The following is a 15,443-nucleotide window of genomic DNA, read 5'->3' on the forward strand; positions in this document are numbered from 1 at the left end:
CGTCGGCTTATTCCGCTGGACGCAAGGCTGCTGCGTCGTCTTCGCTGGGCAAATAATCTGCCCCGTCGGCATAGGACCAGTCGACCATCGATGGTTTGCCGTCGACTGTCCCAGTCATGCCGACATAGGCGCCCATCGTGGACTGATGGTCAGCCGCGCGGAAGGTGAAGGGGCCGGTTGGGCTGCTGTCGACGGTCAGGCCCTCCATCGCGGCTAGCAAGGCGTCAGTGTCTGTGGAATCGGCCTTTTCTAGTGCTGCGGCGATGGCGAGGATCGAGTTATATCCAACGATAGATCCGGTTTTGGGCGCTTCGCCGAACTTTTCGATATAGGCTTCAGCAAATGCCTTATGCTCGTCCGTTGCGATGTCGGTCGAGGGGTATCCGGTGACGATCCAACCCTCAGGAGCCTCAGCCCCCAGCGGGTCGAGGTATTCCGGTTCTCCGGTCAGCAATGATGCCACGTCGCGATCCTCGAACAGGAACCGCAGCGAACCTTCGCGAACAAATTTGGCCAGATCGCCGCCGAAGGTCACGTTGTAAATCGCATCCGGTTTTGAGGCCTCAAGCGCGCGAACGGTGGAACCTGCGTCGATCTTGAACAGCGGTGGCCATTGTTCTTCGACAAATTCCACATCGGGGCGCAATTTGGTCAGTTCGGATTTGAAGGCCTTCACCGCATCCTGACCATAGGCGTAGTTCGGCGCGACAGTCGCCCATTTCACAGCATCCAACTTGGCGGCCTGTTCGGCCAGCATCGCGGCTTGCATGTGGGTCGAGGGGCGCAGGCGATAGGTGTATTTGTTACCTTTGGACCAGACAATCGCGTCGGACAGAGGCTCGGAAGCGATGAACAGGACTTCTTTCTGCTTGGCAAAATCGGAAACGGCCAGACCGATATTGGACAGGAAGGTGCCAAAGATCAGAACTGCACCGTCTTTTGAGACCAGTTCCTCGGCGATCCGGATTGCGGTGGCTGGATCACCGGTATCATCCCGGCTGATCACTTCCAGTTGCTTGCCGTCGATCCCGCCTGCGGCGTTGATCTGTTCGACCGCCAGTTGCCAACCTTTCTTGTAGGGCTCGGTAAAGGCGGGCAGACGGGTATAGCTGTTCACCTCACCCAAAACGATGGTGTCCTGGGCCAGGCTGACCCCAGCCGTCAAACCGGTGAAGGGCAGCGCCGCAAGCGCGCCCAGTACCGTGCGTCTGATCAGATTCATTTCAAATTCCTCCCAATGATCATTGTTCACGGCCAGTTATCCCGGCTTCTTAATGTGTTGTCAGCCCTAAAGAGCGCAGCTGCTACATTCAGCGCAGCCCGTCTTTGCCTTCTGCCTCCTCATTCGTCAGTCCGCCTACACGCGGCAGCGGTCGTCCGCTGTCGGTGACCGCAACTGCCACCATGATCTCATTCGCGCGGGGCGCGTCGTTCAACTGCACTTCGATGCCGTCAAAATGGCTGCGCACATAGGCCGCGTCCTTGTGACCAAGCGGTACGTCCAGTACCTGCCCAGGGCTGCCCATCTTCTTCGAAGAAGGCACCAAGGCAGCGCCCTTTTCGACCTCTTTGCGCAGTGGCGCGCCCAACTTGGGGTGCAGGATGGCGGCGGCATGTTCCAGCTCGCCATTCTCACCGACCATCGCAGATTTTCCGTAGCTTTCAGCCTGTTCCGGCGTGATGTTAAGGGCCTCGACGCAGCGGCGGCCCAGCAAAGCGCCCAACTCAGCACCAGTTTCCATCAGCGGTGTCAGATCCTCGACATATTGCCCGGCAAAGGGGTTTTCGATCACGGCCACAGCCACCGCCTTGCGTGTGGCGGGCGAGATCGGGCGCCCTGCCTCTATATGGGTTTCTTCAACGTTGACTGCGATTTTGCGGATCTTTGTCATCTTAGGCCGTCCTCTCCTTTGATGTCCCAGGCCTCAAGCCCGCCCGAGCGCGAATGCACCCGCGGCCCAGTTGTCATGACCAGCGAGAAAGCCAGCTCGCCTGCGCGCGGGGCGTCATTGCAACCCACCTCCATGCTGTCGAAATGGCTGCGCACATATGAGGCGTTGATATGCGTGATCGGCACATCCAGCCGCGCACCCACGCCGCCAACTTTTTTCGATGAAGGCACAATCGCGTTGGCTGTACCCAGCAACTGCCGCATCGCGTAACCACCGGGGGCATGCCACAGCGCGCCGTGTTCCAGCTCGCCGCCTTCGCCAACCAAGGACCCTTTGCCGTACCCTTGGACGTTTTCCGGACCGCCCAACATGTCGATCAGTGTTTGCGCCATTTCCAAACCTAAAGGTTTGAGGTCTTCCATAAAGCCCTGAATTTCGGGTTCGTAGCGTCCTGCGAAGGGGTTGGCGATCACGGCCATCGCAGCGACCCGCACCAGCGGCGTGTCGGACAGTGGTCCGCCTTCGTGATAGATTTCTTCAAGCGAAAACAGCTTTTTTCGCAGTTGAACGTCAGGCATATTGTGGAACCTTCTGAGTGGTTGAGATCACCAATCGGGACGCGCCCGTCTGGCAGGAGTGAGAGCCAAGAGACAGATGGGCGGCAGAGATCAAACCGCGTCCAAGCATGGTCTCGGCAGTATTCAGGCCGTGTGACAGGGCATCTTGAATATCTTGGGCAGAGAGTTGACCGACAGAAACCGGAACCGGCAGGTCGCCCAAATCGCTGTCATCGCGCAGTTGATTGGCCGGAAGGCGCCGGATGGCCGGATGCCCGGGCAGATCAACCGCGTTGGCGATCAGAGTCGCTGCCACATCGGCCATTGCTGCGTTGCTGGCCAGCACTGTAACGCTGTCGGCGATGCCAAGGCTCAGACTACGTCCGCCGCGACCCGACGTGGCAATGCCACCAATTTTGTCGCTTGCACGGATAGCAATGCGGCCCAGGTCGCACCCGTCAAGCCCACTCATGGCGATGCTATAGTCCTGACTCGAGCACAGATGCACGGCGATGTCTCCGCCATTGTTGACCGACGCGCGATCCAGGGGCGTGGCCTGTAGCATGGCCGCCAGTACTTCGTCTGCAACGGCTCCGGCAACTGCGGCCATGCGTGTAACAAACACGTTGGTATGAGGGCGGGCAGCGTCATCCATACGGCGCGCTACCCGTCCTTGAGGGCGGGCGCATTCAGCCGTCATGGGCGTTTTCAACAAAGCCAGTTCATCCACTAAGCTTTGCAGCAAGGATTGGAACCGTAACTGGGCAGCTTCAAATGCGATATCGCGCGCCCCATCTGCCTCGACGATCAGGTCGATCGGGCCGTGTTGCAGATGCAATCTGCGGCCACACGGCAATATGGCAGAGATGGGTTGCATCTGACCTTATGCTCCTTTCGCCCAGCGGTAGTTGTTCGAAGACATAGGGTCGGGCTGGTTTTCGAACTGATCTACCTTGCGGGTTTCGTCCGAGATGACATCTGCAACTGGCTTGATCTCATCCATGTGCCCCCCCAGCGTGCCATAGTCGCTGACACGCATTGTGAACTCGATGGGGGCGACCAGTGCCGGGGTCGGAACATATCCGAACGATCCTGTGGGCATATCCAGAATGTCCACCATCACGGTGATGCCGCCGCCAGGCCAAACGTAAGCTTCGGCCCCGCCGCAGGATACAAAGGTAAGCGAGTCCTTGACCGATTTCGTGAGACGAACCGGGTTTTCCGTGACACCCGCCCGCAGGCTGCCGCCTGCGCCGCCCATGAACAGAACCGAGCAGACCGAAGGTTCGCAGTTTTCGGCAATCAGCTCAGCAGACGCCTTCAGCGCCGGGGGAATCTCGACGGGCTGAGGTTTCAGCTCGGCATCCAGTTCAAAATAGCCATATTGCTCACCAGTGGTGGATACCATCAACAGGCTCATACCTTCACGCGCGAATTTCGGATTGAAATCGCCCAGAATTTTCAGCGGATCCTCGATATCCGTACCGCCCCAGCCGGTGCCGGGCTCTGCGACCTGAAAATAGCGACCCGGAGTAGAACGACGGCCATTGATTTTGATCCCCGTGGGTTCGACGTCCAGCAGTTTGCCTGCCTGATGCTCGGACAGAACGCCGGTAATGTGGTCGTCGACCACCACCACGTCATCCACATGTTCAATCCACTGCTTGGCGAACATCCCGATTGTGGCCGAGCCGCAGCCCACCCGCATCAGTTTTTCCTCGACCCCGTTGATGATGGGCGCTTTGCCGGCCTGAACAACAACCGTGGTCTCATGTCCTTCATCACCGATCACCATCTCGACGGCTTCACGATTGCACAGCCGAAGCAGGGCATCGCAGGTGATCCGGCCCTCTTTTTTGGTGCCGCCAGTCAGGTGCTCTACGCCGCCCAGCGACAACATCTTGGATCCGTATTCTGAGGTCATTACGTGCCCGACCGGCTCTCCATTTACGCGGACAACATCGCGTTCGTGGCCGATATGACGGTCGGTGTCGATCTTCACCTTGACGCCGCAATACGAGAATATCCCCTCGGTCACCACGGTGACCATATCCACGCCCGCCACGTTCTGGCTGACGATGAAGGGCGCGGGTTTGTAGTCGGGATAGGTCGTGCCCGCGCCGACGGCCGTCACAAAGGGCCGTTTTCCCTGCACGATGTCGCCGTCCCAATCTTCGGGGCCCTTACCATCCTTCAGGAACGGGACCAGACGAGTGTCTTCTGCACTTTCGATGATGGTCAGCGCATCCAGTCGGACAAGATCGCCGCCATGGTTGGCATAGCGGTCACAGGCCCCGATTTTGCCATCTGCGATATAGCACATCACCGGGCAGGCGTCGCAGCGGATTTTTTCCGTTATTGTGCGCTCAGTTGGCATCTGTCAATTCCTTGATTGCTGCGCGCATTTTTGCTGGTGTGGCGGGACCGTGAGTCAGCCGAACGCCGCACGCGCGCTTGATTGCGTTGAATAGGGCCGGGGCTGTCGGGATCAGCACGTGCTCGCCCAGGCCTTTGGCACCATAGGGGCCGTGGGCATCCTCTTCCTCGATGATCAGCGTTTCGATCGGAGGGATGTCACCAATGGTCGGGACCAGATAGTCATGCAGGTTCTCGGTGCGGCCGGGCAGGTATTCTTCCATCAGTGCCATGCCCAGACCCTGCGCGATACCGCCCTGTACCTGACCTTCGACCAGCATCGGGTTGATCGCCTTGCCAACGTCATGGGCGGCCACGAATTTGATCGGTTTCACCGTGCCCAGCTTTGTGTCCACCTCGACAACCGCCAGATGCGCAGCATAACCAAACTGAGCATAAGGTATCCCCTGACCGTTTTCGTCCAACGGTTTTGTGGGCGGGTCATAGGTTTCTTCGGCGCGCAGGACGTAGCCTTCTGCGTCAGGCTCCAGCACAGTCAGGTCGATAGAGTGATGTTGCCCGTTGTCGTCCACCACAATCAAACCTGCGCTCAGGGTGATCATGGCGTCAGGCCCGGCGTTCACGCGGGACAAAATCTGCGCCCGCATCGATTCACCCGACAGACGTGAAGCGCTGCCAGAGACATAGGTCTGACGCGAGGCCGAGGTTTTGCCGGCATCCGGCGTGACATCCGTATCGGCCCCGATGATTTCGATCTGCGCAACCGGGACACCAAGCGCTGTGGCAAAGATCTGCGTGATCACGGTGTTTGCCCCTTGGCCGATATCCATCGCCCCTTGGTGCAGGACCAAACTGCCATCAGACCGGATGCCCGATTTGATCGTCGACGGGTTGGGCAACGAAGTGTTGCCGCACCCGTACCAGCCTGCCGCCAGTCCAACGCCGCGCTTCAAGGTATTGTTTTGTGCATTGAATGCCTGAACTGCTGTATTTTCTTCGGCCCACGCGGGACGCAGCGCTTCGAGGCAGGCGCGAATGCCGACGCCCTGATCGAAGATCTGTCCACAAACGGTGGGTACACCGTTTTCCAGCGCATTGTTGATGCGGAAATCAAGCGCGTCGATGCCCAGCTTGTCCGCCAACTCGTCGAACAGGCATTCCTGTGCGATAGCCGATTGCGGAACCCCAAAGCCGCGGAATGCGCCCGATGGCGGGCAATGCGTATGGATGCCTTTGGCTTCGGCGCGGTAGTCTGTGATTTTGTAGGGGCCTGAGGCATGCACGGGCACCCGGTTGGCTACGGTCGGACCCCAGCTGGCATAGGCGCCTGTGTTGAACAGCCCGTCAAAAGTCATCCCACTGATACGACCGTCTTTGGTTGCCCCGATCTTGACCTGCAGGTCGGAAGGGTGGCGTTTGGTGGTGGACTGCATCGACTCGGTTCGGGAATAGGTCAGTCGCACCGGCTTACCGGTTTTAAGCGCGGCAAGTGCCAGATAAGGCTGCACCGAGATATCGAGTTTTGAACCGAACCCGCCGCCGACCCCGGTCGGGGCAATACGGATCTGATCGCGCGGCATCCCCAGAATGATCTCCAGCGCGTCCAGATCCATCACCGGGGCTTGCGTGCAGGCATGGACTTCGACCCGCCCGTTCACGATCTCGGCGAACCCGGCTTCAGGCTCGATATACCCATGTTCGACAAAGCCCGAGCGGAAATGGCCTTCGACCACAACATCTGCGTTATCCAACGCGGTTTCTGGTGTTCCGCATTTCACGAAACCGGCACACATAACGTTGCCGTCGCGATCTGGGTGCAGCTGCGCGGCTTGGGGCGTCATGGCGTCAAGGGAGTCCAGCGCCGCGGGGCGTTCTTCCCACGTTACCGGAAAATCTGCTGGGTCGAATGTTGCCAGAACCTCGGGCAGGCCAATGATGGCGGCGACAGCCTCACCACGGAACCGAGCCTCGGTTTCCGCAAAGACAGGCTGGTCGGCAAAGTCGGGAATAACGCCAAAGTTGTTGCGCCCGGGAATGTCGGCCGCAGTCAGGACTGCTTCGATCCCAGGGGTCTCGTTGGCCCAAGCGTCCAGATCGCCAAGCGTAAACCCGGCGCGGTGGTGAGGGGAACGGATGACATGGATTTCCAACGTACCTGCCGGGGCAACATCATCGCCAAAAAGCTCTGTGCCTGTGACCTTGTTGTGCCCATCCACGCGCCAGATAGCGTCGCCCGCATGTCCCAGTGTTGCTTCTGGCAAAGTAGGCGCACCAGCGGCAACAACGGCATCGATAATCTTGCGATACCCGGTACAGCGGCACAAAACGCCACCAAGGGCATCCTGGACCTGTTCATTGTTTGGCTCAGGTGTCTCGCGCAGCAAAGCGACGGCGGAGGTCATCATGCCGGGTGTGCAGATTCCGCACTGCGCCGCGCCGTGGTTCTGAAAGCTGTCTGCCAAACGTTTGGCAATCTGATCATCCTGCGTCAGCCCGGACACCGTTTCCACGGACCGCCCGGCAGCCTGTTGCGCCGGAACCAGACAGGCGCAGACCGGATCACCATCGACCAGTACAGTGCAAGCACCGCAGTCGCCGGCGTTGCATCCGATCTTGACGTCGCGTGCTGACAGCCGCTCGCGCAGCATTTCCGACAGGCGTTCACCCACGCGCGGCACCGCGCTGACAGGGTGGCCGTTCAAGGTGAATTCGGTCGTGAATTCATCAGCGCGTTTATCCATGGTGTTGTCCCGCTTCTGCGATTGCCCGGACACATTGTTCTGCCACCGCGTCCAGTCGGAATGCGGCGTCTCCACGGACGTCATCAATGGGGCTGAGCGGTGCCAAATGCTCTGATGAAACTTCAACCGTTTCAGGGGATTTCCCGATCAAATCGGTTTCGAGCTGTACCAGCCTTTGTGCCACGGCTGACGCAGCCCCCGCGGCGATGCGCGCATAGTTGATCCGGTGGTTTTTATCTAGGCCGATGATGACAGAAGTCATCGTGATCGAGATCACAAGGTATCGCCGCGCGCCGAGTTTTTCGAAATGTCCAACAGTCCCTTTGGGCGGATCGGGCAGGTAGATCGCGGTCACAATCTCATCGTCGGACAGCGCCGTTTTGCGCACGCCAGTGATGAACTCTGACAGCGGAACCTCGCGAAAGCCACGGGCCGAGCCAAGTTCAACGCTGGCCTCCAGCGTCAGCAGCGGTGGCACGCCGTCAGCGGCAGGCGAGGCATTGCACAGGTTCCCTGCAATCGTGGCGCTGTTCTGGATCTGCAGGCTACCGACTTCCCGCGCTGCCATTTGCAGGCCCCTAAATGCGACGGGCAGATTGGCCCGGGCAATGTCTGTCCAGCTTGTTGTGGCTCCGATTCTCCAACGGTCATCCACAAGTTGGATGCCCGAAAGACCATTGATGCGTGTGACGTCCAATATGTCGGTTTGCAGCTCATGACGCTGCCGGGATGGGAAAAAGTCAGTGCCGCCAGCGACAACCGTCAGATCATTGCTGGTCAGCAAGTCAAATGCATCATCGAGCGTGTTGGGAGAGAGATACCGCAAAGTGTCTATCCTGATGAGAAATTTCTCGTTAGTACACAAATGATATTACGCGAACAAAAAAAATGTCAACGATTTGTTTGGGCCAGTTCTGTTTATCATGAGCGCGGGTAGAAGATTGGATCACGGTTATTCAGTCGATTGAGCATTCCCCTTATTTTCAAAGCTAATTGAGGAGCAGTCACTCTAGGCGAGATGAAATTGGGCGATGTGACGGCGCAATGCCGATTTTGTTTCACGAATGTCCAGAAGTTCCAAATTCGGTCAGTAATTCGTTGACACACTAACAAACAGTCATGAATATAGTGATCGATCACTCACCCACGTGTGGATCTTACAACGGGCTGAAACCTACCGCCTGGTGTCAATAGGGAGGAAGAAATGAACAAGTTCAATTTGATGATGGCGACCGCACTTGCTGCTGGTCTTGTTGCAGGGGCCGCTGCGGCACAGGAAAAAGTACGAATCGCTTTCATTGATCCGCTATCCGGGCCATTTGCGACGACGGGCACACAAGGCCTGGCGATCTATCGCCACAGCGTCAAAGAGCTGGTGAACGAACCTGGCGGGCTGTTGGATGGGAATGCCGAATTCGAGATGGTGCCTTTCGACAATAAGATCAGCGCAAAGGAATCGCTCATCCAGTTGCAGGTTGCCATGGATCAGGGCATTCGCATCATCGCTCAGGGCGCATCATCCGGTGTGGCGAACGCGCTGACCGAAGCGGTTGCCAAGCACAATCGTCGCAACCCTGATGATCCGGTCATCTTCCTCAACCACTCGGCCGTTGACCCGGCGTTGACCAATGACAAGTGCCAGTTCTGGCATTTCCGCTTTGACGCCAATGCTGACATCAAAATGGACGCGTTGACCGATGACATTGCGGCCACCCCGGATATCAAAAAAGTCTATGTGATCGGTCAGGACTATTCGTTCGGTAAGGCTGTTGCTGCGGCCGCTCAGCGGTTCCTTCAGGAAAAGCGCCCCGATATTGAGATTGTCGGGAACGAGTTGCACCCGATCGGCAAAGTCAAAGACTTCACGCCCTACGCGCGCAAGATTGTTGGTTCGGGCGCAGATGCCGTGATCACCGGTAACTGGGGTGGCGATATGGTCGGCCTGGGCAAGGCGGTCATGGGTGCCGGTTTCGACAAGCCGATCTACACCTACTATGGCGCGACATCGGGCATCACCGCGGCCTTTGGTGAAGAAGGCGACGGAATCGTCAAGCTGGTTGGCGCAGGTCAGGTAAACCCCGCCCCAACACCAGAAGCGCAAGAGTTCATCGAAGCCTTCTATGTAAGCTTCCCGGATCTGGACTTCGGTCAGCCTCAGATGGCGAATGTTGCACCGATGCTGGCGGCCGCGATCAACGAAGTAGGCAACGCCACGGATATCAAGGCGATCGCCTACGCGCTGGAAGGTATGGAATACGACAGTATTGTCACTGGCAAGACCTTGATGCGTGAAAGCGATCACCAGACGATCCAGACAGTGACGGTGCAAGGGCAGACACCCGAGGCTGCGTTCGACTATGACAATTCTGGCCGTGGTATGGTCGCAGAAACTGTTGTCGAACTGGCGTCCAATGACTCGTCCACCACGTGCGAGATGAAGCGCCCATAACCCTCTAACCACTCTGGTGGTCCGTCCGAAATCCGGGCGGGCCGCTAGGCTACCACTCAATAAAATGCAGGGAGACACGTAATGGCGCTGTTCCTCGTGAACGTGTTGGATGGATTTGTGACTGGTTTGTTGCTGTTCATGCTATGCAGCGGTCTGACACTGATCTTTTCCATGATGGGCGTTCTGAACTTTGCTCATGCCAGTTTTTACATGCTGGGTGCTTATTTCGCCTATCAGATCAGCCTCGTCACCGGGTTCTGGGTCGGCTTGCTTGTCGCGCCATTGATTGTCGGATTGATCGGAGCTCTGATCGAGCGATACGGGTTAAGACGAGTTCACAAGTACGGGCATGTGCCGGAGCTTATCTTTACCTTTGGTCTTGCGCTGCTGATTGAAGAAACGATTCAATTCTTCTGGGGCAAGAGCCAGCTTCCCTTCTCGGAACCTGCCGCGCTGGATTTTGCAGCTTTCGCCATCGCTGGAAATGCCTTTCCTGCCTACAAGGTTTTCATGATCGCCGTTGCGATGGGGATATTCCTGACGCTGCTATACATTCTGACCAAGACCCGTATAGGCATGACCATTCAGGCCGCGCTCAGCTATCCCGAAACCGTCCAGAACCTGGGTCATAACGTACCGTTGGTCTTTATGTGCGTGTTTGGCGTAGGAACCGCGATGGCCGGGCTGGCCGGCGTCATCGCTGGTCCGGTTTTGGGCGTATTCCCTGGCATGGCGGTACAGCTTGGTTCAATCGTTTTCGTGACCATTGTGATCGGCGGTTTGGGCTCGCTTTGGGGCGCCTTGGTTGCATCCCTGATTATCGGCTGGCTTCAGACCTTTGCCACTGCCTATGACGTCACGGCCGAGCAGGTGCTGACCGCGATCGGCTTTACCAAGCCGGAGATGATCTGGGATCATCCACTGCAGGATCTGTGGACACTGACGCTGCCTCAGCTTGGTCCGATCTTACCGTACTTGTTGATGATCATCGTTCTTGTTCTGCGCCCGCAAGGTCTTATGGGGAACCGTGAATCATGAGTATCGCTAGTAAGACGCCTTTAACTGCGGGCACTACGCGGCTGATATCGCTATCGAACGTGATGCCCTGGGCTTTTGCCGCTTTGTTCCTGTTGTGCCTGCCGTTTGTGTTCCAGTCCAGTTCGGCGCTGACGATCATGAACCAGATGGCAATCACCATCGTCTTCGCGCTGAGCTACAACATGTTGCTGGGGCAGGGCGGCATGCTGTCCTTTGGTCATGCGGTCTATATGGGTCTTGGCGGGTTCTTCGCCATGCACGTGATGAACATGGTCGAGGACGGGCTGTGGTTGCCATTGCCGTTTCTGCCGATTGTCGGGGGTTTGTTCGGCATGGTCTTCGCCTTCCTGATCGGTAGTTTTTCGACCCGCCGGGCAGGCACTGTATTCGCCATGATCTCGCTTGGTGTCGGAGAGCTGATCGCCGCCTGTTCCGTCATCATCGTCGTGTTCTTTGGCGGCGAAGAAGGCATCTCGGGCGACCGGACCATGGGTCCGCCAGTGTTCGGTTATGAATTCCTTACACAGCAAGAGGTTTATTACCTTACGGTCGTGTGGCTTTTGGTGGCAGCGCTGCTGATGTATCTGTTCTCGCGCACGCCGATCGGGCGGATCGCCAACGCAGTGCGCGACAACGAAGAACGCGCCGAGTTTTTGGGGTATTCTCAGCGCAACGTTCGCTGGATTTCCTTCTGTGCTTCGGGTTTTTTTGCCGGTGTTGCCGGGTCGTTGTTCGCGATCAACTTTGAGATTTTGACCGAGGAAAACCTGAACCTTGCAACGTCAGGCTCAATCCTGCTGATCACCTTCATTGGTGGTGCAGGCTTCTTTGTCGGGCCGATCATCGGGGCGGTCGTGTTCACCCTGCTTCAAACGGTTCTTGGCCTGCATACCGAATTGTGGGCGCTGTATCTGGGCATATTATTCGTGGCCTGTGTGATGTTCTTCCCTTCGGGATTTGCCGGGTTGATCGCGATGCATCGACGCCCACTTGCCCTGGGTAAACTGAATTTGCTGATCAAGCCGTATCTCAAGGTGGCAATCCCTGCGATCACGAGTGTCTTGTCCCTGGCCGCCATTTTGGAAATCCTTTTCCACAAGCGCCACGGATACGGTGGCGATCACGAGATGCACCTCTATGGCATTGCCTTTGACAGTGGTGGCTATCAGGCCGTAGCGTTCGCAGTAATCATCGCCGCGATCTCGCTATTCCTTGTGTCCCGCGTTTTGCCAGAAATCCGTGAAGCCTGGGACAATGCCAACCATGCGGAGGATCGGGCATGAGCGCTCCTGCTATTGAGCTGAAAAACCTCGAAAAAAGCTTTGGTCTGGCCAAGATCATTCAGGGTGTGAACCTGCAGATCGCCAGGGGTGAACGCCACGCGGTTATTGGGCCAAACGGGGCCGGGAAATCGACCCTGTTCAACCTGATCACCGGGCGGTTCGCGCCGACCTCGGGTGGGGTGTTTCTGCACGGCGAAGATGTCACCGGATTGAAGCCCTTCGAGATCAACCGCCGTGGCCTCAGCCGATCTTTCCAGATCACCAACATTTTCCCCAACATGACCGTGTTCGAAAACATTCGTTGCGGGTTGTTGTGGACAATGGGGTATCGCTATTCGTTTTGGCACCTGATTGGTCGGCAGCAGGATGTGACTGAAAAGGCTGAGGGAATTCTGGCACAGATCAATCTGACCTCGCGCCGGAATGAACTGGCAGGCACGCTGGCTTATGCCGAGCAGCGCGCGCTTGAGATTGGGATCACGATCGCTGGTGGGGCCGATATCATTCTGCTGGACGAACCCTGCGCCGGGATGAGCCATTCAGAAACTGACCTGATCGTCGATCTGATACGCAACGTGACCGAGGATAAGACACTATTGATCGTCGAGCACGACATGGGCGTGATCTTCGATTTGGCCGACAAGATCTCGGTCCTTGTTTATGGCGAAGTGATCGAATCCGACACGCCGGACGTCGTGCGCGCATCGGTGAAAGTGAAAGAAGCCTATCTGGGCGCAAGTTTGGAAGAGGAGGCGGTGTAATGCTTCAGGTCACCGACTTGCACGCATATTACGGAAAAAGTCACATTCTTCAGGGGGTGAACCTTGAAGTGGGCGAGGGCGAAATCGTCTCGCTGCTGGGGCGCAACGGGGTTGGGCGGTCAACTACCTGCAAGGCGATCATGGGCGAGGTCGCGCCGCATGGGTCGATCAAGTTCCGTGGCCAGGAGATCGCTGGCCGCAAGAGCTTTGAGATTGCCAAGGCCGGGATTGGCTACGTGCCCGAAAACCGGGATATCTTTCCCGGTCTCACAACGCGCCAAAATCTGATACTGGGGCTGAAGCCGGGCCAAAAGGACGGCGATGGCCGCTGGTGTATCGAGGACATGTTTGAGATGTTTCCCAACTTGCGCAACCGTGCGGATGTGGATGCCTCGGTCATGTCGGGCGGCGAAAAGCAAATGCTGACCATCTGTCGCGCTTTGATGGGCAATCCCGATTTCATCATGATCGACGAACCGACCGAAGGTCTGGCCCCGAAGATTGTTGAGCAAGTGGGGGATCTGCTGCTGCAGATTGCCGAGCGTGGCGTCTCGATCCTGTTGGTCGAGCAAAAGCTGACTATCGCTTTGCGTGTGACCAACCGGGTTTACGTCATGGGTCACGGGCACATGGTTTACGAAGGCACCCCGCAGGCATTGCGCGAAAATGACGAAATCCGGAAGGAATGGCTGGAGGTCTGAGGCAGTGCCACAGGCACCTTGCCCATAGTAAGCCGCGCTGTCAGCAATACCGCAAAAGGATTGAAGGGAACTTCGTAAATGCGGAGTTTCCTTCTTTTGTTGGTGCACCAGATTATTTTTTCAGGAACGGTGCCATTGTTTTAAAGAACTTCTCGCCATAGGGCGGGCGAAGAGCCTTGAAGACACCATCCATGTTGATCTGCTTGAAAATAGCCTTTGCGTGGCTGAACCGTTTGAAGCCGTGCAGGCCGTGAAAAGCGCCCATGCCACTATTCCCGACGCCGCCAAAGGGTAGGGTGTTCTGGGTCGAATGCATGATGGTCTCGTTGATGCACGCTCCGCCGGAAATGGTGCTTTCCATCACCTGCTCCTGCTCGCCCGCGTCCTTGGCAAATACGTAAGCCGCTAGGGGGCGCGGACGGGTGTTGGCAAAGCTAATGGCCTGATCCAGCGAGTCGTAAGGCAGGATTGGCAGGATCGGCCCAAAGATTTCATCCTGCATGACGTCCAGCGCCGGATCGGCGTCGACGATCAGTGTCGGAGGCAGAATTTTCTCGTTTGTGGCTGAGAGATCTTCATTGGCGGGATTGACCTGAACGACCCTCGCCCCTGCCGAGCGTGCTTGCTCCACAAGGCCCTTGAGCCGATCGAATTGGCGGTCGGTCACAATATGGGTGACATCCGGGTTGCCGGACAGAGTCGGGAAGGCCTCGGCAAGTTTTGCCGCAAGCTGGGTGGCGAATTCTTCCATCTTTGCGCATGGGACCAAGACATAGTCCGGTGCCAGGCAAACCTGACCCGCATTGAATCCTTTGCCCGCCGCAATCCGGGCGACCGCAAGGTTCATATCTGCGCTGGGGGCGATGATGGCGGGGTTCTTGCCTCCAAGTTCCAGCGTTGTCGGCACCATATGTTCAGCTGCTGCGCGAAGGACGTGCGGGCCAATGGTGCTGGCGCCGGTAAACAGCAAGTGGTCAAAAGGCAGGGCGGTGAACGCCTGCGCGACGTCAACGCCCCCGGTCACAACCACGGCTTCGTGCGGGGCGAAGTTTGCCTCTATCAGCGACTTCAAAAGGTCGGATGTGCGGGATGTGAACTCTGACGGCTTCAGCATGACCGAGTTGCCTGCCGCAAAGGCTTCGGCCATTGGGCCGATGGCCAGATAGATCGGAAAGTTCCAGGGGCTGACAATCCCAATGACACCCAGGGGTTGATAATGGATGCGACCGCGCGCGCCCAGCAAGCCCAACGGAAACTCGACTTTTGCCTTTTCAGGGCGCATCCAGCGATCAAGGTTGTCCCGCGCGAATTTTAACTGTTTTACCGTGCCAACGATGTCGGCTGCGATTGTTTCATGTTGTGACCGATTGCCAAAATCGGACGAGATCGCGTCAATCATGGCATCGCGATTATCCAGTACTAGGTCGATTAACCGCGTGATGCGATCCTTGCGTTCAGCCGCGTTTGGCACGCCATGTTCGGCCTGGTGGGCTTTTTGTGTCTCCAAAAGCGTCGCGAGGCTCTCGGCGGGGTTGGGGCTATGCTGGTTCAATACGCGTCTCCTGCGGTTGGCTTTGCGGTGTGCAACCGCCTTCCTGTTGGTCTGTGTGCCCGTTCTGTCCCCTTGGTCACAAGGGTCGGGTTT

13 protein-coding genes are annotated in these 15,443 nt (G+C 57.4%); 5 read left to right on the plus strand and 8 right to left on the minus strand.

All coding sequences use genetic code 11. The features are described from left to right. Positions 1–7 precede the first annotated feature (7 nt). From AC2FI9_RS05180 to AC2FI9_RS05210, 7 genes are all read right to left on the minus strand, one after another. Positions 8–1,222 carry an ABC transporter substrate-binding protein gene (locus AC2FI9_RS05180; protein WP_496766272.1) on the minus strand — a complete coding sequence of 405 codons (1,215 nt, stop codon included), beginning with the start codon at positions 1,220–1,222 and terminating at the stop codon, positions 8–10. Between the two features lie 88 nt (positions 1,223–1,310). After that, on the minus strand, positions 1,311–1,892 hold the full coding sequence (locus AC2FI9_RS05185) for an amino acid synthesis family protein (RefSeq protein WP_113788526.1): 582 nt from the start codon (positions 1,890–1,892) through the stop codon (positions 1,311–1,313). Continuing rightward, positions 1,889–2,470, minus strand: a complete 582-nt coding sequence (locus AC2FI9_RS05190; protein WP_113788527.1) for an amino acid synthesis family protein — start codon at positions 2,468–2,470, stop codon at positions 1,889–1,891. The genes AC2FI9_RS05185 and AC2FI9_RS05190 overlap by 4 nt, the downstream gene beginning before the upstream one ends. Beyond that, on the minus strand, positions 2,463–3,326 hold the full coding sequence (locus AC2FI9_RS05195; RefSeq protein ID WP_496766275.1) for a UPF0280 family protein: 864 nt from the start codon (positions 3,324–3,326) through the stop codon (positions 2,463–2,465). The genes AC2FI9_RS05190 and AC2FI9_RS05195 overlap by 8 nt, the downstream gene beginning before the upstream one ends. A gap of 6 nt (positions 3,327–3,332) precedes the next feature. Beyond that, complete coding sequence (locus AC2FI9_RS05200) at positions 3,333–4,826, minus strand: 6-hydroxynicotinate reductase (protein WP_496766277.1); 1,494 nt, start codon at positions 4,824–4,826, stop codon at positions 3,333–3,335. Continuing rightward, positions 4,816–7,566 (minus strand): molybdopterin-dependent oxidoreductase, encoded by a 2,751-nt coding sequence (locus AC2FI9_RS05205; RefSeq protein ID WP_496766279.1) that lies wholly within the window; start codon positions 7,564–7,566, stop codon positions 4,816–4,818. Before AC2FI9_RS05205 ends, AC2FI9_RS05200 begins: the two co-directional genes overlap by 11 nt. Continuing rightward, positions 7,559–8,392, minus strand: coding sequence for an FAD binding domain-containing protein (locus tag AC2FI9_RS05210; RefSeq protein ID WP_496766281.1), 834 nt, complete (start codon positions 8,390–8,392; stop codon positions 7,559–7,561). The genes AC2FI9_RS05205 and AC2FI9_RS05210 overlap by 8 nt, the downstream gene beginning before the upstream one ends. A 378-nt stretch (positions 8,393–8,770) precedes the next feature. On the opposite strand from AC2FI9_RS05210, the gene AC2FI9_RS05215 reads away from it, so the two are divergent. The 5 genes from AC2FI9_RS05215 to AC2FI9_RS05235 all read left to right on the plus strand — a co-directional run bounded on the left by AC2FI9_RS05215 (position 8,771) and on the right by AC2FI9_RS05235 (position 13,798). Continuing rightward, positions 8,771–10,015, plus strand: a complete 1,245-nt coding sequence (locus AC2FI9_RS05215; protein WP_496766283.1) for a branched-chain amino acid ABC transporter substrate-binding protein — start codon at positions 8,771–8,773, stop codon at positions 10,013–10,015. 81 nt (positions 10,016–10,096) lie between these two features. Further along, positions 10,097–11,053 (plus strand): branched-chain amino acid ABC transporter permease, encoded by a 957-nt coding sequence (locus AC2FI9_RS05220; protein ID WP_496724831.1) that lies wholly within the window; start codon positions 10,097–10,099, stop codon positions 11,051–11,053. Further along, the gene (locus AC2FI9_RS05225) at positions 11,050–12,336 is read left to right on the plus strand and encodes a branched-chain amino acid ABC transporter permease (protein ID WP_496724829.1); all 1,287 of its coding nucleotides are present in this window, start codon (positions 11,050–11,052) and stop codon (positions 12,334–12,336) included. The genes AC2FI9_RS05220 and AC2FI9_RS05225 overlap by 4 nt, the downstream gene beginning before the upstream one ends. Next, positions 12,333–13,097: an ABC transporter ATP-binding protein gene (locus tag AC2FI9_RS05230; RefSeq protein ID WP_496766285.1), complete on the plus strand. Its 765-nt coding sequence runs from the start codon at positions 12,333–12,335 to the stop codon at positions 13,095–13,097. Before AC2FI9_RS05225 ends, AC2FI9_RS05230 begins: the two co-directional genes overlap by 4 nt. Further along, entirely contained in the window at positions 13,097–13,798 is a 702-nt protein-coding gene (locus tag AC2FI9_RS05235) for an ABC transporter ATP-binding protein (RefSeq protein ID WP_496724825.1), read from the plus strand. Before AC2FI9_RS05230 ends, AC2FI9_RS05235 begins: the two co-directional genes overlap by 1 nt. 112 nt (positions 13,799–13,910) lie before the next feature. On the opposite strand, the gene AC2FI9_RS05240 is transcribed toward AC2FI9_RS05235, so the two are convergent. Next, on the minus strand, positions 13,911–15,350 hold the full coding sequence (locus tag AC2FI9_RS05240) for a coniferyl aldehyde dehydrogenase (RefSeq protein WP_496766287.1): 1,440 nt from the start codon (positions 15,348–15,350) through the stop codon (positions 13,911–13,913). Between the last annotated feature and the right edge of the window lie 93 nt (positions 15,351–15,443).

The organism is Ruegeria sp. CDSA246 (assembly GCF_059611225.1).

Excerpts from the sequence above, each read along its gene's own strand:
- AC2FI9_RS05190 (WP_113788527.1), bottom strand. The coding sequence starts at position 2,470 with ATGCCTGACGTTCAACTGCGAAAAAAGCTGTTTTCGCTTGAAGAAATC.
- AC2FI9_RS05235 (WP_496724825.1), top strand. The coding sequence starts at position 13,097 with ATGCTTCAGGTCACCGACTTGCACGCATATTACGGAAAAAGTCACATT.
- AC2FI9_RS05200 (WP_496766277.1), bottom strand. The coding sequence starts at position 4,826 with ATGCCAACTGAGCGCACAATAACGGAAAAAATCCGCTGCGACGCCTGC.
- AC2FI9_RS05215 (WP_496766283.1), top strand. The coding sequence starts at position 8,771 with ATGAACAAGTTCAATTTGATGATGGCGACCGCACTTGCTGCTGGTCTT.
- AC2FI9_RS05230 (WP_496766285.1), top strand. The coding sequence starts at position 12,333 with ATGAGCGCTCCTGCTATTGAGCTGAAAAACCTCGAAAAAAGCTTTGGT.
- AC2FI9_RS05205 (WP_496766279.1), bottom strand. The coding sequence starts at position 7,566 with ATGGATAAACGCGCTGATGAATTCACGACCGAATTCACCTTGAACGGC.
- AC2FI9_RS05185 (WP_113788526.1), bottom strand. The coding sequence starts at position 1,892 with ATGACAAAGATCCGCAAAATCGCAGTCAACGTTGAAGAAACCCATATA.
- AC2FI9_RS05220 (WP_496724831.1), top strand. The coding sequence starts at position 10,097 with ATGGCGCTGTTCCTCGTGAACGTGTTGGATGGATTTGTGACTGGTTTG.
- AC2FI9_RS05225 (WP_496724829.1), top strand. The coding sequence starts at position 11,050 with ATGAGTATCGCTAGTAAGACGCCTTTAACTGCGGGCACTACGCGGCTG.
- AC2FI9_RS05180 (WP_496766272.1), bottom strand. The coding sequence starts at position 1,222 with ATGAATCTGATCAGACGCACGGTACTGGGCGCGCTTGCGGCGCTGCCC.
- AC2FI9_RS05195 (WP_496766275.1), bottom strand. The coding sequence starts at position 3,326 with ATGCAACCCATCTCTGCCATATTGCCGTGTGGCCGCAGATTGCATCTG.